The following is a 20,810-nucleotide window of genomic DNA, read 5'->3' as shown; positions in this document are numbered from 1 at the left end:
TACAGGAGGACTAGAACAATGAAAAAAATCAGCCGCCGCAACGTCTTAAAACTGGCTGCGGCCAGCGGTGCCTTACTAACCGCCGGCAAAGGAATGGTGGGCAATGCCCTGGCCGGTTCGGTCGAGCTTGCCATGGGAGGCAGAGATTTCAACCCTGACACTGGCAAGGAACGCAAAGCCGTACCCACTGTCTGTTACAGTTGTGTAACACGTGATCCGAAGATCGCTTTTGTCGAAGATGGCAGAGTGGTTAAGATCGAGGGCCAACCGAACTCTATCCGTAGCCTGGGAAAGATCTGCGCCAAGGGTCAGGCTGGGGTCAATCAGGTCTATTTCCCGGACAGAATTCTCTATCCCCTGAAACGCGCAGGCAAACGTGGAGATGGAAAATATAAACGTATTTCCTGGGATGAAGCTTTGACCGATCTTGCCGCTCGTATGAAAAAACTCAGAGACGACGGACATCCGGAAAAGCTGATGTACCATTACGGACGAGCCAAGGGAAGTTCCTCATCTTTGCCAAAAACCGTATTTATGGGAACCTATGGAAGCAAAACAATTTCCGGCCATACTTCTATCTGTGAAGGTGGCAAATGGGTTGCCCAGGAATTGACTTGGGGAAATCATTATGATAACTGGGATTTTGATAACACCGACTATGTGTTGAACTTTGGCTCCGGTGTACTCGAGGCCCATACCAATCACATCCCGACGGCCCAACGACTGGTCAAGGCGATGGTCGAACGAAATGTTCCCTGTATTACCTTTGACGTCAGACTCTCTTATACTGCCGCAAAATCAACCAAGTGGGAACCGGTTCGTCCGGGTACTGATCTTGCGGTTCTCCTTGCCATGAACAATGTGATCATGCAGGAAAATCTCTATGATCGTGAGGCCTTTACCTTTATCCGGACCACGGAAGATGTCAATGCACCTCTGGATGAAAAAATAGCTGCCTTAAAAAAACACCTGATCAGTTACACACCAGAGTGGGCTGAAAAAATCAGCGGTGTTTCTGCGGCAAACATCAAAAAATACGCCCGTGAATTTGCCAAGGCTAAGGCGGCTTGTATTATCAGTTATCGTGGACTCGTTGCCCACTATAACGGGACCGATGGTGAGCGGGCTGCTCAGATGCTTGGTATGATCACCGGTAATATCAACAGCCCTGGAGGTCGCTGTAAGGCGGTTGCACCCCACTGGAAATACCCCAAAGGACCAAAGGTAAAACCAAAGGGCAAACAGCTCAAGATTACCAACGGCACACTCTCTGCTCTGCCGAATCATGGTGAGTGTCAGTCAGTATTGAAGATGATCAAGGATGGTTCACACGGCCGGCCTGATATCTACCTCTGGTACTGTTACAATCCAGTCTATGTCAACGGTGAGTGTCAGGAAAATATAGATGTTCTCTCCGATGAAAAGTTGATGCCCTTCACGGTCACTTCCAATATCGTCTATGACGAATCCAGTCGTCTGGCTGACTTGATTCTACCAGATACCAGTTATCTTGAACGCTGGGACTGGGATGGGAATGTTGCTCCAACTCAACAGACTGAATTTGAATTGCGCCAGCCTGTGGTAACACCACTTGGTGAGTGTAGAAATTTCAGTGATATACTCTGTGACCTGGCCAAACGCATGGAGATGCCCCTTGGTTTTGATACCATGGAGGAATTTGTAAAATTATCCTGTGAAATGACACCAACGGTGAAGGATTTGCCCGGGGGTGGTTTTGAATATTTAAAGAAACACGGTGTCTATCATGATCCCAATGAAAAACCTGACTTTTACAGCCACAAAAAAATCGTCAAAGATGCAGATCTGAAAAAGGAAGGTATTCTCTTTGATGAAGCCACTGGTGTCTACTGGAACTGGAAAAAATCTAAGGCAAAAGATGAGGCCGAAGCAATGGCCAAAGGGTATGCTAAAATGGCATATAGCTATAAGGGCTATGTGGGTCAAAAGATCGGCGATAAAGTCTATAAAGGGTTTAAACCAGATAAGGTGAATAAAACAGGTTATTTTGAACTCTATTCCACCATCTTGAAAGAGAAAGGCTTTGAACCCTTCCCAAGTTGGAAGGCAATCCCTGAACATCAGGAACTAACAAAAAACCAGTTAACCCTGACTACCTACAAGGTGCCTGTGCAGATCCATTCACGCTCAACCCACTGTAAATGGCTGACAGAAATGTTTCATGACAATCCAGCATGGATCAATTCAAAAACAGCTGCCTCGTTGGGCATTAAGGATGGTGATCTAGTAAAACTCACCTCAAAAATTGGTGAAATTTCCATCAAGGCCTATGTGAATGAGATGATTGTACCCGGCTCCATTGCCATCTCCTATCATCTTGGCAGGACAGAATCCGGCCGTTATGGATCAGGTAAAAAATCCATCATGGGAAGCGATAATGATCCGGATCTGAAATTGAAATGGTGGGACACCTATGGTGTTCATCCTAACTGGCTGATTGCCAATGCCCCTGACCCCATTAGTGGCCAGCACCGCTGGATGGATGAGGTCGTTACAGTCAGTAAGGCTTAATAGTGGCAAGAATAGCTGAAGGAAAACATTCTCCTTCAGCTATTCAATCAATTAAATGGTATTTTTTAAGGGAGAACTATTTTGGAAACAGCGAACAGTACAGTTTCCGGACTCTACGGATTATTGGCAATGTTTTTTGCCACCGAGATCAGCCCAGAACTTCTGATTCAGTTACGAACTCCTGAATTTCGGGAGACATTTACCGAATTGGAAATGGATCTGGGCCAAGAATTTTATAACAAAAACCCAGCTCAACTGGTGGATGAACTGGCCATTGAGTTTGCCGGTCTATTCATAGGTCCCGGACGTTTTATCTCTCCCCATGAGTCAGTTCATCGTGTTCGTGATGATGGGGATTATGGGAAACTCTGGGGTGCCGACACCGTTGCAGTAAAGAAATTCGTAGAAGCTACCGGACTGAGCTACCAATCAGATTTTGGTGGCATGCCGGATCATATTGGCGCAGAGCTTGAATTTATGCAAAAACTCGAAGAACGGTATGCGCAGGCAGTAAATGATGATGAGACAGAGCTTGCAGAAAATCTCTTTTCAATAAAGCGTCGTTTTCTTACAGAACATCTCCTTGCATGGGCACCAGAATTCTTTGATAAGGTTATCAACAAGGCAAACCTGCCGCTGTATCGTGAAGTTGCAGAGTTGGCCAAGACATTCCTTGACCAGGAAAGCGACTTGCTCCAAAAACAACAGCAAAAGGATTGCGTTGCGGCATGAAACTTTTTCTAAAAGGTCTCCTTATTTTTTCCTTTTGCACGTGAGTAGCATTGCAGTCTATGGACAGGAAACGGGAAATTGCATGGGGATTCCATGGAACAGCCCGTTTCCTGTTATTGAGCAGAAATTCTCGGAAGTCGAGTTTGTTGAAGAAGACGGATTTCGGGTTACTTTGTTTCGCCTGCCTCATCCGGAAAAAGATGTTGAACGGATGGAATTTAAGTTGTTTAAGAACCAACTCATCTCGGTCATTCGCTACTACAAGGGGTCCATCGATTCTTTAATTAATGAGGGATCCATTCGTAAGGTAGTAGGAGGGCTTGGGCCACTCAAGGAAATACGAAAAACGACATCCAACAGCCTTGCCGGGATTGCTGAGGTGGTTATCCATGAATATGGGGACGTCCTGGTTCTTTTTCGCTATTATCCTTCTGGACAAAAAGAAGGTTTTACGGTCAAGGAAAATTCCATCGTCATTATTTATAAACCCACTTTTGATAAGATGGTCTATTATCGAAAACATAGCGAAGGCGATGTGGAGGAGATTATCGATTACGACTATATAGACTTCTGATAGCCTTCAGTAAGCAGCGGGTCCGCTGCTCAGAATTTCAAAAACGCCTTCTGATAATGGCATTTTCCAGCAATGATTGATTGTACTCATTGGTTTTGGTTCAACAGTGGTAAAGAAATCACGTCTTATAACTTCCTCTTTACCGGTCCTCCATGAGCTGCCCCATCAGTGATGGCTGTCAGTCCACTCCTAGAAAAAATTCCAGTTCAAACTTGCTTGAGTGAAAAAGATTGTATCCTTATCCCCTCCTGTTTCAGCACCATATTGGGCCCGAAGGTTCATGGAAAGTTGGTTGGTAAAAGACCAACTGAGAAGTAAATCACCCTGATTCAGCCAGGAATCTTCGTTCTCGGAGTATTCCAACTGATATTCCAGCTGCATCAGTAACTCCGGCCAGGGTTGCCATTGGTAATTTGTGGATAAATTAACAATAACTTCCTTTTCCTCGGTATAATATCCGCTCCCTAGACTCACCTGAAACCCAGGGAACCAGGAGGGAAAGTGACTGAATTGTAGATTACCATTAAACTGATCAGGGCTGTCAGAACCATACTGTTCATAGTAGATGCTCGATCCAACCTCCAAGCCAGGTGCCAATACAAATCCCCCTGAAACTCCTGCAAGTTCCTTTACTTCGATATACAATGCTGCCCGTGCATTGACCAGATCATAAATGGAATCGGTCTCCCTGTTTCTGGAGTAATTCATATTACCCCAGTACCCTTCTCCTCTGTAGCTAATCAATACGTGGCCTGTATAGATATGTTTGTTTTCATTTAATTGATAATAGGCCTTGTCATCATCATTGCTGAATTTTTCCTCTCGAAGCCGAACCGAAGCCGATACACGATCAGCAAGAGGCCACGAAATCATAAAAAATGGGGCCTGGCGATGCAGAGAATAATCAGTGTCTTCATAAAGCAGATTATCCTGTTCTATGGAGCTGTCTAGCCAACCGAAACCAATTGTTTTTCCAGTGCCCCAGGATTTTGTTACCTGCACCTGCTTGACCTGTTCCTTCCATGAAGCATACTCTGTACCGAGATAGGGCGAGTATTCATCCTGGCTCGTAGATGACCAATAAACTCGTAATTGAACTTGTCTACTTCTTTTGATCCTCTGGATGCCCTGGAGGGCAATACTATTTTCTTGTGAAATTGTAAGAGCCCGTTGGTAGGCCTCGAGTGCATTGGCATCTTTTTTCAGGGTTTCCCAGGTCTGAGCAAGACCTAGCCACAGGTATACATTTTCTTTGTCCTCTTCTATTTTTTCCTCATACTGTTGAATTAAACCAAGATAGTATTGAAGTCCAAGAGATAGCCCAGCACTGTCGCCAAGACCTACGATGCCGCTCTCTTCCATATCAAAATCTTTTTTTGTAGAACCAATCTTTGATGCAACTTCAAGCTGATGGAGAATAATGCCACCAGCGTCTGCTTCACTTTCCTGTACAGCGAACAAGAGAGAGGGAGAAAGGAAGATACCTGCAAAGGGCAAAAATAGTTTCAAAGAACTCATTGAGGAAAACTCTTATGCGTGGGAACAGAAAAGGCGGGTCGAAACCCGCCTCATTAATTGACATTCCAGTATATTACCGACCACCCCTGTAACCATTACCAGCACCAGTACCAACTGGGAGTCCGGTAAGATCACAGATGCCATCACCATCTGCGTCCACACTATTGTCGTTTATGCCATCACCATTGGCATCAACAAAACCAAAACCCATAGCCCCAACTGGTAAACCGGTGATATCACAAAGTCCGTCACCATCTGCATCAATGAAATTATCATTGATACCATCACCATTGGCATCGACAAAACCAACGCCTATGCCTCCACCCATTGCAGTACCACCACCTGCACCTCTAAAACGTCCAGCATCAGCAGTAATAGGTGCTGCCAGCATACCACAAACCATAAGTGTTAAAGCTGTTTTTACGATTGTTCCTGTGTGTTTCATTGTATAACCTCCAAGTTATAAATTAAAAAAATCATTACATAAACTACTCACGACCATACTACGGAGAGACTTGCAGGAATGATGCCAGTAAATTAATTTATTAAATAGTGCCTAGATACAGTATTATAGGAGATTTTTATGTGAATGATTCCTGACTGGACTTCGACAAGTTATGTCTGCTTCGACGTTTTCGTCGAAGCAGACAATCGCGACTCTTTTCGTTTTCCATTACATAAGCTTTTCAGATTAACTGCCAATTAGACAGTTATTACTCGAATGTTTATGCTATAATTTTTTAATTACGAAGTCAGGAGAGTACAGCCTTACAAAACATTTTCCTGACTGCGTTCACTCTTGACAGACCAAGCCAGCGGAATTTTTGTTCCAGGTACAAAAACTGTACTATGTTGTACTGATCTGTTTGGGGAAGAGAGTTGAGAACAAAAATTTTGAAGCTGTGATAACCGTAGAGCTGAGACTTTCAGTGCCGTAATTCTCCTGCCTTCCATTTCAACGTCCCGCCGAAGTAAAAGAAGTTTTTGCAAACCACCCGCCTCGGTCATCAGGCCGGCTATACGTTCTGCAATTTCATTGATAAGTGGTTGCTCAGGGTGTTTTGACTGCACTGTGCGAAACAATTGAGCCAGATATTTTTGTTTTTTGGGGAGTAAGGTTTTTTTCTGTTTGACAACCTGAATAGCCCCATTCAGGAGACCGGAACTGGCCAAAAGATCTCTGATCGCAGCCAGCCGTTTGATATTATCGCGCACTATAATACTGTCGGCGTTGTGACAAAGGAAGAAGAACCTCCCACCAGGCGTCAGTACCCGTTTTATTTCACTCATTGCCTGACTGAAAGAGGCATATTCAATTGCAAACTGACTGGTAATTACATCAAAACTGCCATCTTCAAATGGAAGTTTTTCCAAACATGTATTTGGAAACATAGCAACCTTTTCACCAAGATCGGGTAACACCTTTGCAAAATCGACACCGGTCAGATGTATATCCTGGCGTCTGGCCTGTGCTTCTCTCAGCACAGCTCCTCCCCCTGTCCCTAAATCCAGTAATCGTGCCCCTCTTGGAAGAGTTTTGAAGAAATTGGCCCATATTTCTTGAAAAAGATCTGCTACGGAAGCAGGAGCACCAGGGATACACCCGGAAGAATCTTTTGTTGCATTCTTCCAGTAATGCGTCCATGGCTCGGTCTTCTCATTCGGCCTGTTTCTTTTCATACACCGTAGTTGCCCAGGTAAAGAGTCGAATTCCCGTGCTGAGCGCTCATCCCACATTTCTCATGCTTTTTTCAGTACCCCCTTGAGGAGTGAACATTTTGTTTCAAACATTTAATATGCTGTATTCTCTGTCAAAATACTGTGACAAAAGTCACAGCAGCACGTGACTGATGTCATTTAACGCCGTTTCTTCTTCTGCTATAAGGGACAAAGAAGGAAAGCCTGTTTGCTTATCCTGGGAGAGATAGTCTGTGAAACTCTAGAAGAGGAGAACAAAGAGATGAGAAAGACTTACAGTATGGCAGCAACTGGAATTGGCATGCTTATGATGGGAGTAGGAGCGATTTTAGCTTCTCAACCAGCAGTAGCCGGACCGATAGTCGAATTTGGTGATGACGGTTACCTACAGATAGATGTGAAATTTCAGGGGATTGCGGATTTTACAGATTTTGGCTCGGGGGCTGATGGTACTGAAAGCCGGAGTGATTTTGATCTGCGTAGAGCTCGTCTGGTCTTCACCGGGATGATAAATGATACCTGGGGAGCCAAATTTCAGACCTGCGCTGGAACCAGTGCAACACGGAACTTCGGAGCTGGCGGGTATCAACTGGCCATGTCCAACGAAAAGCTCAACTCGAATATAAGACTTACCGATGGCTACCTCATTGGTTTATTTGCCGATTCAATGAATATGAAACTCGGTTTATCCAAAATCCCTCTAACTAGAGCCAATCTCGACGCGTGTTTTTCCCCTCTCACCCATGAACGTTCCTCATTTGTCTATTCACCCTATGGCACAGATGCCACTAAAAATAGCCGTGACATGGGCCTGGTTCTTTCTGGAAACTTTATGGATGATCACCTGAAATACTTTGCTGCAATCATGGAAGGAAGAGAAGGGGAAGTCAGGTTTTACAATCCTTTTAATAATATGGAATTTATCACATCGCCTGAGCCAAGTAACAGCTTTGAATATGTTGGACGACTTCATTACGCTATTCTGAATCCTGAAGGCGGCCCTACGGCCATGGGGTATAAAGGGACATACCTAGGGAAGAAAGGGACTTTATTAACCATAGGTGGCGGTTTTGCCTACGAGGCTGATGCTGCCTATAAGAACACCACCCCTGCAGGAGACATGGGAACCCCGGGTTTCCTGACTACCAAAGTATTAAACAATGAGACAGTTGACTACACTGCCTATACAGCCGATATTTTTTATGAGCAGCCCTTTGACAATGGTGGCGTGATTACAGCAACTGCCCTCTATTTAAATTCCGATTTTGAAGATGCCTATAAAACAGCAACATCCGTTGCCGATCAAAACAGCATTGTGGGTGGAGGAAATGGCCAGAAGGACGGCTGGTATGTGAAAGCTGGATACGTCCTGCCTTTTACTGTGGGAGAAAAAGGACTCCTGCAGCCTTTTGTTCGTTATGAGGATTGGAACCTTGCTTCGTATCTTGGTGTCCAGGATCAGGGGGTTCAGCAATGGGGTATTGGTATAAATTATTTTGTTCTCGGGGATCAAAAAGTACGCTTTACCATGGAATATTATAACACAGAATTTGATAAATCGACAAAGATAGGTGATTACCTGCAGATGACCGGTGCAAACACCGAAATGTATGACAGCTATGATGTAGTTACGGCTATGTTTATGGTGAGCTTCTAAGGGGGCGTACTTGGAGGTGACAGTCTTCTTTTGGACAGGAGCCTCCAGTACCGCAAAACATATAGAGAAGGAGAGGTATGAAAAGAATATATATTGTCTTGCTTGGCATAATATTTTACGGCACCACTGCCTATGCGGATGAGATGCGCATAGATCTTGAATCCGGGAATACTCTGCTTATCCAGTATACAGGAACCATCAACGGAGTGAGCCTTCAGGGATCATCGGATACGATAACAGCCTTGAAAACAAAGCGAACAGGAGAGCAAACGAGTCCGGTTCAGTCTGCACCGGCACAGGCAATAACAACCAAGCCCAACGAACAGGAGGGAGCAAAAAGTAACATTCGATTCGGCTGGACCGACCCGAAAATGGAGGATTAAATCGTATGGCGTTACTCCAAATGCTAATGCATAATTCAACAGCAGGAGTGCAAGTCAATACGAACAAAGTGAAGAATAAGGCTGCTAAGACTAAAGCGGCCCTAGAGGGTTATTAATCTTCGGAATGCCTTAATCAAAGACAGAAGACGCCTTTTCTGTCCCAGGAAACAACATTTTCCTGGACAGAGGAGGCACTCCAAGTCACTCTTGGTCAACGATATCTTGTAACGCATCACAGGAATGAATGATAATGTTTCTGGGCCGTCCGGTATTGGAAATTTTGATCAAATCACGTTCTCGAAAGGCCTTTAGACAGCGGGCCACAACCTCTCTTCGAGTTCCCACCTGGGCGGCCAGTTCATCCTGGGAAAGTTGACAGACATATGTATCATTTCCAACAGAAGATTGGTTCCCCAGGAGTGCTTTTGCAAGTCTAACCTCAATTTTTTTAAAAGCGATATCATCGACTAAGGTGGAATAAGCAACAAGCTTATTACAAACACAACGGATCAAATTTCTGGAAAGGGCATGGGAAGATGTCATGACTTCATCAAAATCCTTTTTTAACAGGGAATAGATAAGAGCATCCTCCATAACTTCTGCACAGGCAAAAGCTTTTGGTGAATAGAGTGCAGCAAGACAGAATATTTCACTTTCTTCGATGTACCAGAGACTGAGTTTTTTTCCATTGATATCGCTCTTATAGACTTCAACTTTTCCTATCTCAAGAAAATAGAGATGGTCAACCGGATCTCCTTGAAAAAAAACATACTCTCCTTTGCGGTACTTCTTTTTTATCGTTTTTTGGGCAAGCTTAAAAACTTGATTGTCTTCCAACAATGACAGTTGAGGGATTGTACGAAAAAACTTTTGCTCGGGGGTCATCTTCTCTGGTAGAACAAAATTTGCTTTCTTCATACGCTTATCCAGGGGAGAAGAATAAAATACACCCCAAGACTCCCAATTAAAACCCCGGCACCTTTTCTAAACCAGGTGCTGCTATGGTGAAAAGATGAATTATTAAGGATTCTCTTGATGGTCGTTGCTGAACTGCCAGCCACAGCAATGGGGAGACAATGGCCCAGGGCAAAAAGTGTGAGAAGAAAGAGTCCTGTGGCAATCTCCTTCTGAATGGTAATAATGGCGAGAATGGGAGCAATAAAGCCAAAGGTACAGGAGCCGGAAAGCACACCATAGGCAAGGCCTAAAAGAAAGGCCCCGGACAGTCCCCTGACTTGAATCTTCTGTAACGAATTACCTGGCATGCTGCATTTGGCAATTCCAAGCATATCCATTGCAACCCATAAAAGAATGATCCCCAGCAGGATGGTCCAGTACGGACCTACATCCCCCATCATCCTCCCCAGCATGACGCAGACAAACCCTATTATAGCGATGGTGATAAAGAGTCCGCTGGTAAAAACCAGGGCGTAGGGAATGGCATCCCGTTCTTTAAGGATTGTATTCTGGCCGCCCACATAACCAACAATAAGGGGAATGGATACCATATGGCAGGGACTAAAAAGTACACTGACCATGCCCCAGGCGAAACATCCAACAGCAGCGACTAAAAGTCCGCCTGTCATCCATGAATTAATAGTGATAAAAAGAGTATCAAGCATAAGGCTCCTTTATTGAAAATACCTTTAGCCATGAGAGTGGCTCTGTTAAATCGAAATAAGCATATCCAGCCACTTTCGAATCTCTTTTTCATTCAAAAAGCCAACATGACGATACCGCTCTCTGCCACTTTTTTCGTAGAAAATCTGAGTGGGGATCGCAGTGATCCCATATTTTTTTGCCTGGTTCGGATCTTTCCATACATCGATAAAAACAATAGCAGCTTTCCCCCTGTACTCATGCTCCAGTTTGTCAATAATCGGAGCCATCAGTTTACAAGGCACGCAGCTATCGGCACCAAGCTCTAGCATTGTCACCGTATTGTTTACTGGGTAATCTTCAGCCTTGACTGTGGTTGAAAAACAAATGACAAGAACAAATAATACAGACACATGATACAATGTTTTTTTCATAAGGACTCTCTTACATAAAGTAACAATTTAATGACCGCAGTCTCTGAGGCAACAGCCGCAGCAAATTATAGGTTAGTGGCTCGTTCCTCGCATATGTAAGCTCCTCAACTCATGAGAAATGCAGACTAACGTCTTTTGGAGATTTCAATAGAATTTTCTCATTTGCTGGTCTCATTTGGCAATCATGATGCTTTATCTGACCCCAGTTCACTCGATGTTGCCTGTGAATTGTCATTGCCATCAAAGCCGTAGGCAAACATGGGTACATAAATGAGTGTCAACAGCGTTCCAACAATCAAACCGCCAACGGCAACATCAGCCAGAGGGGAGAGGCGCTCCAGGCCCACTGCCTGTTCCAGGGCAATGGGAATCATACCGGCAATGGTGCCGAATGCGGTCATCATTACTGGTCTGAAACGGACACGGACTGATTCAAGGGCTGATTCGAAAGCCCCTTCTTCTTTTCGGTAGTGCTGATAAAAATCAATCAGGAGAATTGAATTTTTGATTATAATGCCAAATAGCAACAAGATTCCCACCATAGACGGCATACAACTGGGCTTGCCAAAAAGCAGCATACCCCAGGATGCGCCAATCATGGATAAGGGGAGGACTATAATCATAACAAGCGACATGCGTACTGAGCGGTAAATGGCAATAAGTGCCATGAGCAGGATAATGATACCGGTGCCGATGGCCTTAAGTATCCTGGAAAATGAATCGTTAAGCTGGGTTATGTCACCTGCCTGGCTGACAATGGTACCACTGGTGTCAATGCCCTCAATGATAGCCTCGGCATCCGATGTGATATGAGTGATAGGCCTAAGACTCCTGTAACCATTGACATCCAGGCTGTAAAGCATCCGATCCCGTTCAATTTTAGCTGCAGCCAGCCGATGTCGAATGTCCGCAATAGCCTCCAGAGGGACACTGTTACCATCACTGATCTGAATGGGGAGCAGACGCAGACTCTGTAGATTGGCGTTGAATTCGCCCTTAAGGTAGAGCCTGACCGGCTGGGTATTCATGGTGGCAAAGTTACCAAGTAAAGAGACTACCTGTCCTTTGATCGGGATCTGAGCGGCAATCGTAAAGGGGGTAAGGCCGTAACTGAGCGCCTTATTGCTATCGATGAGTATTTCGGCCTCATTGAAATCTTGATCCCAGGAAAGAGACATGCTGGTAAGCCCTTTGATTCCGGTAAGTGCCTTTGCAATCGTATGTCCCATCTCTGGAAGATTTTTATAATCAGGGGCCATTATACGTACGTCTAATGGCGCTTTGATCGAAGACACGGCTGTTGCCCCGAAATCATAGACATCAACACTCTTGACGCTGGACAGCATATTTAAGTGATCACGGATCTCATCCTCAATTTCCCAGATGGTCTTGGTTCGTTCAAAACGATTGACGCAGTTAACCGAAAAGGTCGCTTCAGCCGGCAGGTTTCCGCTGCCGAGGGACAAAACCTCCGCTTCTCCGCCAAAGGCCACAGAGCTCATTACTACCTCTTTCCGGCTGTGCAGCCATTCAAGAAAAAGGGCGATCTTCTTTTCTGCACTTTCCACAGTATCATTGGCAGAAAAGGCAACGTGGGCCTTAATGATTCCGGTATCCATGGGAGGCATCACATCCTTGCCAAGAATCGGCATTACAGTTCTCAGGCTCAATACCAGAATCAGCAGAACGCCAAGGGTCAAGAAGAGTTTTCTAATCCTGGGAAAACGGCCATTTGAAAAGAAAAGTACTTTTTCATAGGGGGCAACGAGGCGTCCGACACTCTTTTCATACAGCGATTCAAAAAAGAGTTCCACCCGGTTCTTTTTCATTCCTTTGCGATACAGATAGGCCGAAAGTTTAGGGATAAAGGTAATGGAGAGGAAATACGAGACCAGCAAAGCAATGATCAGGGTTTCTATCAGGGGTCTGAAAATGTGTTCGGGGAAATCGCCGACATACATGAGGGGGAACATGATAGCAATGGTGGCCACGGTACCTGCAAAGATGGGGGCAATGACTTCTTTGGTACCCTGTTCAATCGCAGTTTCTAGATTTTCGTGCAATTCACCAAGGTGGCGTTCGATATTTTCCAGGACCACAACCGCATCATCAACAAGCAGACCAAGGGCCAGGATAATGGCCGTATAGACAACGATATTCAGTTCGCCACCTATCAGATATATCACTGCCATTGTGGAAAAAAAGACCAGGGGAATGGAGAGACCTGCTGCAAGGATGGCCCGGAAATTGCCGAGGAAAAAGAGGAGAACCAGCAGGGTATAGAGGATGGCGTCGCGCAGGGCCTCAAGCATGTTGTCGTTGGCGGTCTCAATCAGGTCACGCTGGGTGTCGGCGATCTGAAAGTTGATGTTCGGATATTGTTTGGCAAGTCTGTCGATTTCTGCCCTGGCTGTGTTGCTTACACTGAGAACGGACCCCCCGGGTGATCTCTGGATCGCAAGGGCTATAGCTCCTTTGCCGTTGCCGATGTACCCGGAAAATCGTTTCTGGGTGGACCAGTGGATATCTGCCACATCGCCAAGTCTTAGGTTTGGCGCAACTCGCAGTCTTGACAGGGCCTCGACACTGGTCTGTTCGCCGTAGTAGGTGAGGGTGAAAAATCCGTCAGCCCCTTTGACAAAGCCAATCGGGATATCCCTGTTGGCTGACATAATTGTCTTTGCCAGGATGTCGACAGTCAGTCCATAACGTTGCAGGCCAAAGGGATCAATGGCGATGACAAGGGCACTCTGGTGGCCGCCGAAGACTTCAACGTTTCCTATGCCGGGATTGGAGAGCAGGGCCGGCTTGATGAAGGAGTCTGCTATCTTACGAATATCACCGAGGTTGATGAGATCACTTTTCGGGCTCAATGCCACCACCTCCACAGGCAGAGTGAAAGATCCTGCTGTATAAACAGCAGGATTGGCAGTGAATGGAAGATTTGCACGGGCGATAGAGAGCGCATTTGCCACATCAACAGCCGCAGCATTCAGTCCTTTGGTATATTCAAATTCCGCCTTGACAATGGAGAAATTGGCTACATTGACGGAACTGATTTCGCGCACCTCACTTAAGCGGGCGATTTCACTTTCAATGGGTTTGGAGACCGTACTTGCTGCTACTTCTGCCGTTGACCCAGGTATCTGAGTAATGACAATCACCTGGGGTCGGTCGGCATCCGGGAACAGGTTCTTCGGCATAGTGATAAGTCCGATAATGCCGAGGACAAAGAAGAGGGCAATGATAGAAAAGAGCAGATGTGGCCGTTTATAAAACAAACTGAACATGGGTGTATCCAAAAACAGAGGTTTTCTGATTTACTTGACAGTAATTGGCGTTCCGGCCAGTAGCTTGAGAAGAATGTCAGGTTTGGCAACAATGACCTGATCGGCCAGTAATCCTTCAACCACCATCCCTTCAGTCCCAGCAGCTATCACCTTGACTGAAACCGGAAGAGCCCTGTCTCCTTCAGGAATAAAACACAGATTCTCTCCTTCTTTTTGCAGCAGTGCTGACAGGGGAATCAAGGCACCGCTTCCCTGGTAGACGACCAAACGCACCGGCAGCCGCTCCCCGGAACTGTTCTTTGTCTCGACATCAGCACGGTATTCATCCAACCCTTTGAAGGTATGATTGAGTGGCACCAAAGGATGACGAACGGTCTCGAACAGAACTTCTGTTGGCTGAAGAGTACCGGCGGAACGGATGAGAAGGTACTTGCCGCTGTCTGCCTGGATCGAAAGTAAAGGTTTACCTGGCATGGCAATGACACCAGCATTGGCAGAGGTGGAACTCACCACTCCATCGATGGGAGAGACAATGACAGCATAGCTGATGAGATTTACAACTTCTTTACTATTTTGCTCCAGTATGCTCTTTTTGCTTGTCAGCCCCTTGAGGTTCGCCTGGAGAGCTGCGATCTTACTTTTTTCAGTGTCATATTGTTCAACAGAAGCTCCGCGGGCATCAAGGAGTTCTTTGGTTCGTGCGTGACTGGCCACGGCGGTTTTCAAGGCCACCTGTTGGGCGAAAATATCTGCCTCAAGAGCGCCTGTTTGAAGGGCTATGGCCTCCTTCTTGGCCAACAGGTCCTCGTGGTCCAGGGTGACAACGACCTGACCTTTATGGACGGTGTCGCCGCTTTTTACCATGCTGGTAATCCGGGAAGCGAGCTTGGAGGAAAGTTCAACGTCCTGATCGCTGCGGACCTCTGCCATTGCCGGGAGGGTAAGAAGAATGTTCTCGGTTGTCGGGGTTACAGTTTCAACGATCTGGTGATACAGTTTCATGGGCGGAATGTCTGCCATGGTCTGTTTCTTTTTTTTGACAGCAAGGACTCCGCCTCCAATTAACAGTACTGCAAGAAGTATCCATATAATTTTTTTCATTGAATCAACTCATCCAGATTGTTGCCGTACAGGACCGCCAGAGTAGCAAAAGTCTCCCACCAGCGGGCTTCGGTCAGGTAATAATTTGCCTCTGCGGCCAATATTTTTTCCTCATAACGCAGGTATTCTTCCTGACTCATTCTTTTGCTTGCATAAGCCACCTTGGCCACGTTGAGAAGTTCACGTTGGTTTGCCACGCTGTCTTGCGCGAATTTTTTTGACTCGTTAAGAAGCTCCAGGTTTCTGGTCAGATTTCTGGCCTTGGCCTCCAGATCTATCTTCGTTCTGGTAAAGCGAGTTTTCTCACGCCGCAGTTCAATATTTGCCTGCTCAATTGCCGTGTAAGCGGGTTTGTTGAAAAGAGGCATCTGCAGGGAAAGACTGTAACCGCCGTACTCGACATCCACATCAGTTCCGGTGTTATAGCCTTCTCCGTAGTTATGGAACCAATTGGCCGTACCTATAATACTGGGATACAGTCTGTCTCTTGCAGCCTGTACACTGAACTCTCTGGCCTCTACATTCTTTTGCAGGGGCTTCAACGCAAAAAGTTCGCCCTTGTTAAGAGAGCCGTTGAGCTGAAGCGTAACTGGTTCTTCAAGAACGATACCAGTGAGTGATTCTATATTTTTCTGCAAATCACTCTGCTGTTGCCAAGTCTGGTTAAAGGTGAGATCAATTTGATTGATTGCTTCATCCATTCGTATCTGTTCCGTTTCAGGAAGCCGTCCGGTTGTGACCTGAAGAGTGATATCCTGCCGGGTTTTTTCCAGGGAGTTCTTACGAGACTCCAGGGCTTTTCGCAGTGAAGCCATGTACAACAGATGAGCATCCGTTGTAACCAGAACAGCCTGATGTTCGAGCAGATTTAACCGTTTTTTTATCCGGTAACTGTCTGCCAGGCTTGCAGCCTGATTGCCAAGAGAAAACAATTCTTTGACAAATATGGGCATGGAAAGTCTGGCCCCCATTCGGCCAATGGAGTCACTAAAGGGCAACGGTTTATTGTTTTCCAGAAGTTGTGCCGCCTCGGTAGGAGGTACAGGGCGCAAGTTGGTTGGGGAATTGTACTCGTCGTAGGCGACAATGCCGGTCAGACTTGGGTACAATCGGTCATAAATCGATTGAACACCCAGTTCAGCGGATCTGGTCTGCAGAACATCCAGTTCTGTTAGCGGATGTTCTCTCAGGGCCGCAAAAAGATCCGCAATGGTCATTGCCTCTACAGGTGTGAACCAGCAGAAGAGAACAAGACACAAAAAAGCCGATACTTTCGCAGAGATTTCTTTTCTTGCTTTGGTTATTTTCGTGGTTGTTCTTCCGGAGCACTGAGTAGTGACACCTTTTAATGAAAAGGACATAATCAGCGGAGCCAGTCTTCAACTTGCGACTGTTTTGGGATATTCCCCACCGATTTCACGTCACCATCAATAACCACTGCAGGTGTTGAGAAAATTCCCATTTTTGCGATTTCCTGAAAGTCTGTCACCTTGATGAGCGTAGCATCAACACCCGTTGCAGCAATAGCCGCCTCAACAATTTTTTGAGTTTTTTCGCAGGAAGCACATCCAGGCCCGCATACTTTTATTTCCATTGTATCCTCTCAATATTGTAAAATTTATGAATCCTCACTTGTCAGAAGACAAGATGTCTCCTGACAAGCACAGTATCGATCAAATAATTAAATTAAATAAAAACCCGGTGAAGAGAATTCCGCTGCCGACAACTCCAATAAAGACTGCAATTAATTTGGGCTTGAGAACTTTACGGAGAATAACCATCTCTGGAAGTGACAGGGCAATAACACTCATCATAAAGGCCAGAACCGTGCCAAGGGCCGCTCCTTTGCCAAGGAGTGCTTCCACCACCGGTACAATTCCTGCTGCGTTGGAGTACATTGGGATACCAACCACAACGGCAACAGGTACTGACCACCAGGCATCCTTGCCCATAACAGAGGCCATCAAGGTCTCAGGTACATAGCCATGAATGGCGGCACCAACACCAATTCCTGCAATGACATAGATCCAGACCTTGCCGACAATATCACGAACGGCTTCACGGCCACGATCAATACGGTCCGACCAGGTCAGTTTTTCTTCGATAACTACAGCTTCAGCCGAGCGAAGTTCCTGTACCCAGTCCTCAATCCAGTGTTCCAGCTTAAAGCGGCCGATAACCCAACCGGAAAGTATGGCAATCAGGAGGCCGGTGCCGAGGTAAATTGCCGCGACTTTCCAGCCAAGCAGACCATAGAGAAGAATCACAGCAACTTCATTGACCATAGGGGCCGCAATGAGAAAAGAGAATGTGACGCCTAAGGGGACACCTGCCTGAACAAAACCTAGAAAGAGTGGCACTGCAGAGCAGGAGCAGAAAGGAGTAACAATACCGAGCAGAGCGGCCATGACATTTCCTGCTGTTTCCCGTTTTCCGGCCAGGTATTTCCGGGTTCGTTCCTGGGTAAAAAAAGACCGAAGCATGCCGATAACAAACACAATAAGGGTAAGCAGCATCATGACCTTGGGCGTGTCATAGACAAAAAACTGGATTGCCTCACCAAGATGACTTCCTTTTTTCAGACCAAGCAGGCTATAGGAAAAAAAATGGGAGAAGGGAAGCAGCTGTTTGTAAATAATATACCAGCCGATGAGGCCAAGCAGGCCTACCCCCAACTGTCCGGCTGATATTTTTCTATTACCACCATCTGGACTGGCCGAACAACACCCTCCCCCGTCCGCACAGCTCCCTACTGGCTTTATTGGTTCCATGAAGAACCTCCTTTAAATAGATTCGAATACATCATGCTGCACAAATGCGTTCCCTATCCACCTGGGAAAGTCTGGTCATCATTTTTTGTAACTGTGGCTCCTCGTCAAGCCATCCCTGGAGGTTCTTAAGCATAACTGCGGCATACTCTGATTCTTCGCCATCACTCAGCCTGTATATAAACCATGAACCCTCCTTGCGGTAGTCAACCAGACCAGCCTCCTCAAGCACTTTCAAGTGTTTGGAGACTGTTGATTGTGCCAGCCCGATAAGATCCTGCAACTCACAGACACAGAGCTCCTTGCAGCCAAGAAGCTTGATAAGCCTGACTCGATTAGGGTCAGACAGCGCTTTCATAACGCGAATAAATTGTTTCATTTTTGTTCTCTTGAAGTAATAATTGCCACGTATTGTGATATCGCCATATGACGATATGGTAAACAAAGAGAATCGTAAAGTCAATGCTTTTAATCTCAGGCTTTTTATTAGTAGAAACCAGTAAAGCGATTTAAGTTTGCCCCCTTGAAACCCCAATGAGCAAAAAAAGAGTGTTCCACCCAATACAGATGGCTCATCTTTTCCACTTATGGTATCCACAGGATAGCAATGAGGAGAATGATGATCAAATATTTACCAGAGAGGGCCAGACATCATGTCACCAGTACCAAGCCGGGAAGATGCGTTTAAGCTGCTAAAAAAATATAACCAGACGGAAAGCCTTATAAAACACGCTCTGGCTGTAGAAGGAGTAATGCGCTATTGTGCACGGAAGCAAGGAGCTGACGAGGAAAAGTGGGGTATCGTCGGTTTAGTTCACGACCTTGACTACGAGCAGTTTCCAGATCAGCACTGTACACAATCTGAAGCCATACTGAAAGAGCATGACTGGCCGGAAGAGTACATCCGGGCAGTGATAAGTCATGGTTGGGGAATTTGCTCCGACAAAGAACCACGCAGTGAAATGGAAAAAGTACTGTACGCCATTGACGAACTCACGGGACTGGTTGCAACAACAGCACTTGTCAGGCCCTCGAAAAGCGTATTAGACCTGACACCTAAATCTGTGAAGAAAAAGTGGAAAGACAAACGGTTCGCTGCAGGAGTTGATCGATCAATAATTGAACGAGGAGCAGAGATGCTTGGGGTTCAGGTCTCCGACCTTATCCTCGACACCATTACAGGTATGCGGGAGGTTGCTGAAGAGATTGGTCTGAAAGGAAGTCCTGGTGAATAAAATAATTCTCGCTATTGCTGCTACGATATTTTTGTTGAGTATTCTTCTAAGAATACTCTTTGCTCTCTTTTTCCCGGACAGGTTTGCAGAGGGAGCCAGGAAGGTACTTTTTCTTGAAAAACGGGAACAAAACCTGTTTCGCACTGGCAAAAAATCATCGGATACAAAAAGAAACCGACACGCTGACTTTCCAACAGGGCAAGTAGCTCTGGAAAATAAATGTATTCGAAAAGAATGGCCTTAAATCATCATTTTTCTTCCTGTAGATACGAAAAGATATCAGCCACATCCTGGTCCGAGAGACGCTCTTTCGAATAGGAGGGCATGATGGCTGACTTTGAATTTCGCACCTTGCCTAACAGCTCACGGTAACTCATCGTCACCTGCCCGATTTGAGGAGCATCCCCCCCCACTCCACCTTCACCATGACAGCCATCACAATGCTGCATGGAAAACCACCGCTTACCATTTGAACTGTCCCCACTGGGTGGCGTGCTGCATGACACCAGGAGCAAACAACTCCACAGAAGGACAGCCAGAACACCCGTAACCGATACTCCCAAAACCCTGTTTCTCATAATGCACCCCTAAAAAACGTCTACAGAAGAGTCCACTTGTTTTTCGCATCAATCCGAAACAGCCAGTAATTTTGCGGATTTTCTGTAATCCGCCGATGGAGAGAATCACTGATCTGATGGGAGTCTTCTATTAAATTATAAAACGATGAGTCAATCCCAATAAAACCATCAAGAAAGTGGACAAGAATATGGAGGATTTTTGACTCATAGCCCTGCTTCATTTTTGTAAGATCTAAAAGCTGTCTATAGCCACTTTCCTGGAGTTCTTCTATCAGGGCAGTCACACTCTGCCGGTTGTTCTCAAGACCACTCTCCACCATAGTCCAGAATCTTTTATCCGAGGCAGAGCAGGACATGTCGGAGTTAAAGTCGACGGTCTCATACTTAACAAGAGCCGTTTGATCAAGAAAATAAAGGACCTTTTTGCACCCTTCGCTATAATTATCAACCTCAACCAGAAAAGATGGTTCTACTATTTTTTTACTGCTGTCACGATTCAAAATTCTTCTACTCCCTGATAAAAGCATAATGCTGCTTTCAAATCTCAGATCCACTCTAAAGACGCTGAAAGATAGTATCGTTTGATTGCAAAAGACATGCAATAAAAAAACTGCCGTGGAGACCCTTTTCCGCTTTGTCTTTATGCCGGAAGGCGTTATTAACGAATCTATGAGTCAGATAAGCATCCCAAAT

General features: G+C 45.7%; 21 protein-coding genes. 7 read left to right on the top strand and 14 right to left on the bottom strand.

Annotation, left to right across the window (positions count from 1 at the left end; translation table 11 throughout):
- The first annotated feature begins 18 nt into the window (after positions 1 to 18).
- The 3 genes from UWK_RS06005 to UWK_RS05995 all read left to right on the top strand — a co-directional run bounded on the left by UWK_RS06005 (position 19) and on the right by UWK_RS05995 (position 3,856).
- A complete protein-coding gene (locus tag UWK_RS06005; RefSeq protein WP_015403467.1) occupies positions 19 to 2,550 on the top strand; it encodes a molybdopterin-containing oxidoreductase family protein in 2,532 nt (843 codons plus the stop codon).
- Between the two features lie 81 nt (positions 2,551 to 2,631).
- Entirely contained in the window at positions 2,632 to 3,282 is a 651-nt protein-coding gene (locus UWK_RS06000) for a TorD/DmsD family molecular chaperone (RefSeq protein ID WP_015403466.1), read from the top strand.
- 82 nt (positions 3,283 to 3,364) lie between these two features.
- A complete protein-coding gene (locus UWK_RS05995) occupies positions 3,365 to 3,856 on the top strand; it encodes a hypothetical protein (RefSeq protein ID WP_041916329.1) in 492 nt (163 codons plus the stop codon).
- A gap of 189 nt (positions 3,857 to 4,045) precedes the next feature.
- On the opposite strand, the gene UWK_RS05990 is transcribed toward UWK_RS05995, so the two are convergent.
- From UWK_RS05990 to UWK_RS05980, 3 genes are all read right to left on the bottom strand, one after another.
- Positions 4,046 to 5,374, bottom strand: coding sequence for a tetratricopeptide repeat protein (locus UWK_RS05990; RefSeq protein ID WP_015403464.1), 1,329 nt, complete (start codon positions 5,372 to 5,374; stop codon positions 4,046 to 4,048).
- A gap of 73 nt (positions 5,375 to 5,447) precedes the next feature.
- Entirely contained in the window at positions 5,448 to 5,819 is a 372-nt protein-coding gene (locus tag UWK_RS18295) for a hypothetical protein (RefSeq protein ID WP_015403463.1), read from the bottom strand.
- Positions 5,820 to 6,142: 323 nt separating this feature from the next.
- The gene (locus UWK_RS05980) at positions 6,143 to 7,054 is read right to left on the bottom strand and encodes a class I SAM-dependent methyltransferase (RefSeq protein WP_015403462.1); all 912 of its coding nucleotides are present in this window, start codon (positions 7,052 to 7,054) and stop codon (positions 6,143 to 6,145) included.
- Positions 7,055 to 7,334: 280 nt separating this feature from the next.
- On the opposite strand from UWK_RS05980, the gene extI reads away from it, so the two are divergent.
- Together extI and UWK_RS05970 are read left to right on the top strand one after the other, a co-directional pair.
- Positions 7,335 to 8,729, top strand: a complete 1,395-nt coding sequence (gene extI, locus UWK_RS05975; protein ID WP_015403461.1) for a selenite/tellurite reduction operon porin ExtI — start codon at positions 7,335 to 7,337, stop codon at positions 8,727 to 8,729.
- Between the two features lie 77 nt (positions 8,730 to 8,806).
- Positions 8,807 to 9,112, top strand: a complete 306-nt coding sequence (locus UWK_RS05970; RefSeq protein ID WP_015403460.1) for a hypothetical protein — start codon at positions 8,807 to 8,809, stop codon at positions 9,110 to 9,112.
- A gap of 201 nt (positions 9,113 to 9,313) precedes the next feature.
- Here UWK_RS05970 and UWK_RS05965 read toward each other — a convergent pair whose 3' ends face one another.
- From UWK_RS05965 to UWK_RS05925, 9 genes are all read right to left on the bottom strand, one after another.
- The gene (locus UWK_RS05965) at positions 9,314 to 10,030 is read right to left on the bottom strand and encodes a Crp/Fnr family transcriptional regulator (RefSeq protein ID WP_015403459.1); all 717 of its coding nucleotides are present in this window, start codon (positions 10,028 to 10,030) and stop codon (positions 9,314 to 9,316) included.
- Complete coding sequence (locus UWK_RS05960) at positions 10,027 to 10,734, bottom strand: cytochrome c biogenesis CcdA family protein (RefSeq protein ID WP_015403458.1); 708 nt, start codon at positions 10,732 to 10,734, stop codon at positions 10,027 to 10,029. The genes UWK_RS05965 and UWK_RS05960 overlap by 4 nt, the downstream gene beginning before the upstream one ends.
- 45 nt (positions 10,735 to 10,779) lie before the next feature.
- Complete coding sequence (locus tag UWK_RS05955) at positions 10,780 to 11,145, bottom strand: thioredoxin family protein (protein ID WP_015403457.1); 366 nt, start codon at positions 11,143 to 11,145, stop codon at positions 10,780 to 10,782.
- A 182-nt stretch (positions 11,146 to 11,327) separates the two neighbouring features.
- The gene (locus UWK_RS05950) at positions 11,328 to 14,435 is read right to left on the bottom strand and encodes an efflux RND transporter permease subunit (RefSeq protein WP_015403456.1); all 3,108 of its coding nucleotides are present in this window, start codon (positions 14,433 to 14,435) and stop codon (positions 11,328 to 11,330) included.
- A gap of 30 nt (positions 14,436 to 14,465) precedes the next feature.
- Entirely contained in the window at positions 14,466 to 15,536 is a 1,071-nt protein-coding gene (locus UWK_RS05945) for an efflux RND transporter periplasmic adaptor subunit (RefSeq protein ID WP_015403455.1), read from the bottom strand.
- The gene (locus UWK_RS05940; RefSeq protein WP_015403454.1) at positions 15,533 to 16,897 is read right to left on the bottom strand and encodes a TolC family protein; all 1,365 of its coding nucleotides are present in this window, start codon (positions 16,895 to 16,897) and stop codon (positions 15,533 to 15,535) included. The genes UWK_RS05945 and UWK_RS05940 overlap by 4 nt, the downstream gene beginning before the upstream one ends.
- Before the next feature lie 2 nt (positions 16,898 to 16,899).
- A complete protein-coding gene (locus tag UWK_RS05935) occupies positions 16,900 to 17,130 on the bottom strand; it encodes a thioredoxin family protein (RefSeq protein ID WP_015403453.1) in 231 nt (76 codons plus the stop codon).
- Positions 17,131 to 17,209: 79 nt separating this feature from the next.
- A complete protein-coding gene (locus UWK_RS05930) occupies positions 17,210 to 18,307 on the bottom strand; it encodes a permease (RefSeq protein WP_015403452.1) in 1,098 nt (365 codons plus the stop codon).
- A gap of 31 nt (positions 18,308 to 18,338) precedes the next feature.
- Positions 18,339 to 18,683, bottom strand: coding sequence for an ArsR/SmtB family transcription factor (locus UWK_RS05925; protein ID WP_015403451.1), 345 nt, complete (start codon positions 18,681 to 18,683; stop codon positions 18,339 to 18,341).
- Positions 18,684 to 18,957: 274 nt separating this feature from the next.
- Between UWK_RS05925 and UWK_RS05920 the strand changes: the two genes are divergently transcribed.
- Both UWK_RS05920 and UWK_RS05915 read left to right on the top strand, forming a co-directional pair.
- On the top strand, positions 18,958 to 19,539 hold the full coding sequence (locus UWK_RS05920; protein WP_015403450.1) for an HDIG domain-containing metalloprotein: 582 nt from the start codon (positions 18,958 to 18,960) through the stop codon (positions 19,537 to 19,539).
- Positions 19,532 to 19,783, top strand: a complete 252-nt coding sequence (locus tag UWK_RS05915; RefSeq protein ID WP_015403449.1) for a hypothetical protein — start codon at positions 19,532 to 19,534, stop codon at positions 19,781 to 19,783. The genes UWK_RS05920 and UWK_RS05915 overlap by 8 nt, the downstream gene beginning before the upstream one ends.
- Before the next feature lie 4 nt (positions 19,784 to 19,787).
- Here the strand turns inward: UWK_RS05915 and UWK_RS05910 are convergent, their stop codons facing one another.
- Together UWK_RS05910 and UWK_RS05905 are read right to left on the bottom strand one after the other, a co-directional pair.
- Entirely contained in the window at positions 19,788 to 20,117 is a 330-nt protein-coding gene (locus UWK_RS05910; RefSeq protein WP_015403448.1) for a c-type cytochrome, read from the bottom strand.
- Positions 20,118 to 20,137: 20 nt separating this feature from the next.
- Positions 20,138 to 20,617 carry a hypothetical protein gene (locus tag UWK_RS05905; protein WP_015403447.1) on the bottom strand — a complete coding sequence of 160 codons (480 nt, stop codon included), beginning with the start codon at positions 20,615 to 20,617 and terminating at the stop codon, positions 20,138 to 20,140.
- Between the last annotated feature and the right edge of the window lie 193 nt (positions 20,618 to 20,810).

Source organism: Desulfocapsa sulfexigens DSM 10523 (assembly GCF_000341395.1).
Classification (GTDB): domain Bacteria; phylum Desulfobacterota; class Desulfobulbia; order Desulfobulbales; family Desulfocapsaceae; genus Desulfocapsa; species Desulfocapsa sulfexigens.
This window is presented reverse-complemented; position numbering and strand designations above follow the sequence as displayed.

What these genes read in the sequence shown, in the direction of transcription:
- UWK_RS05995 (WP_041916329.1), top strand. Translation starts at nt 3,365, where the DNA reads ATGGGGATTCCATGGAACAGCCCGTTTCCTGTTATTGAGCAGAAATTC.
- UWK_RS05935 (WP_015403453.1), bottom strand. Translation starts at nt 17,130, where the DNA reads ATGGAAATAAAAGTATGCGGGCCTGGATGTGCTTCCTGCGAAAAAACT.
- UWK_RS05945 (WP_015403455.1), bottom strand. Translation starts at nt 15,536, where the DNA reads ATGAAAAAAATTATATGGATACTTCTTGCAGTACTGTTAATTGGAGGC.
- UWK_RS06005 (WP_015403467.1), top strand. Translation starts at nt 19, where the DNA reads ATGAAAAAAATCAGCCGCCGCAACGTCTTAAAACTGGCTGCGGCCAGC.
- UWK_RS05965 (WP_015403459.1), bottom strand. Translation starts at nt 10,030, where the DNA reads ATGAAGAAAGCAAATTTTGTTCTACCAGAGAAGATGACCCCCGAGCAA.
- UWK_RS05950 (WP_015403456.1), bottom strand. Translation starts at nt 14,435, where the DNA reads ATGTTCAGTTTGTTTTATAAACGGCCACATCTGCTCTTTTCTATCATT.
- UWK_RS05960 (WP_015403458.1), bottom strand. Translation starts at nt 10,734, where the DNA reads ATGCTTGATACTCTTTTTATCACTATTAATTCATGGATGACAGGCGGA.
- UWK_RS18295 (WP_015403463.1), bottom strand. Translation starts at nt 5,819, where the DNA reads ATGAAACACACAGGAACAATCGTAAAAACAGCTTTAACACTTATGGTT.
- UWK_RS05990 (WP_015403464.1), bottom strand. Translation starts at nt 5,374, where the DNA reads ATGAGTTCTTTGAAACTATTTTTGCCCTTTGCAGGTATCTTCCTTTCT.
- UWK_RS05920 (WP_015403450.1), top strand. Translation starts at nt 18,958, where the DNA reads ATGTCACCAGTACCAAGCCGGGAAGATGCGTTTAAGCTGCTAAAAAAA.
- UWK_RS05940 (WP_015403454.1), bottom strand. Translation starts at nt 16,897, where the DNA reads ATGTCCTTTTCATTAAAAGGTGTCACTACTCAGTGCTCCGGAAGAACA.
- UWK_RS05930 (WP_015403452.1), bottom strand. Translation starts at nt 18,307, where the DNA reads ATGGAACCAATAAAGCCAGTAGGGAGCTGTGCGGACGGGGGAGGGTGT.
- UWK_RS05910 (WP_015403448.1), bottom strand. Translation starts at nt 20,117, where the DNA reads ATGAGAAACAGGGTTTTGGGAGTATCGGTTACGGGTGTTCTGGCTGTC.
- UWK_RS05970 (WP_015403460.1), top strand. Translation starts at nt 8,807, where the DNA reads ATGAAAAGAATATATATTGTCTTGCTTGGCATAATATTTTACGGCACC.
- UWK_RS05980 (WP_015403462.1), bottom strand. Translation starts at nt 7,054, where the DNA reads ATGAAAAGAAACAGGCCGAATGAGAAGACCGAGCCATGGACGCATTAC.
- UWK_RS05955 (WP_015403457.1), bottom strand. Translation starts at nt 11,145, where the DNA reads ATGAAAAAAACATTGTATCATGTGTCTGTATTATTTGTTCTTGTCATT.
- extI (WP_015403461.1), top strand. Translation starts at nt 7,335, where the DNA reads ATGAGAAAGACTTACAGTATGGCAGCAACTGGAATTGGCATGCTTATG.
- UWK_RS05925 (WP_015403451.1), bottom strand. Translation starts at nt 18,683, where the DNA reads ATGAAACAATTTATTCGCGTTATGAAAGCGCTGTCTGACCCTAATCGA.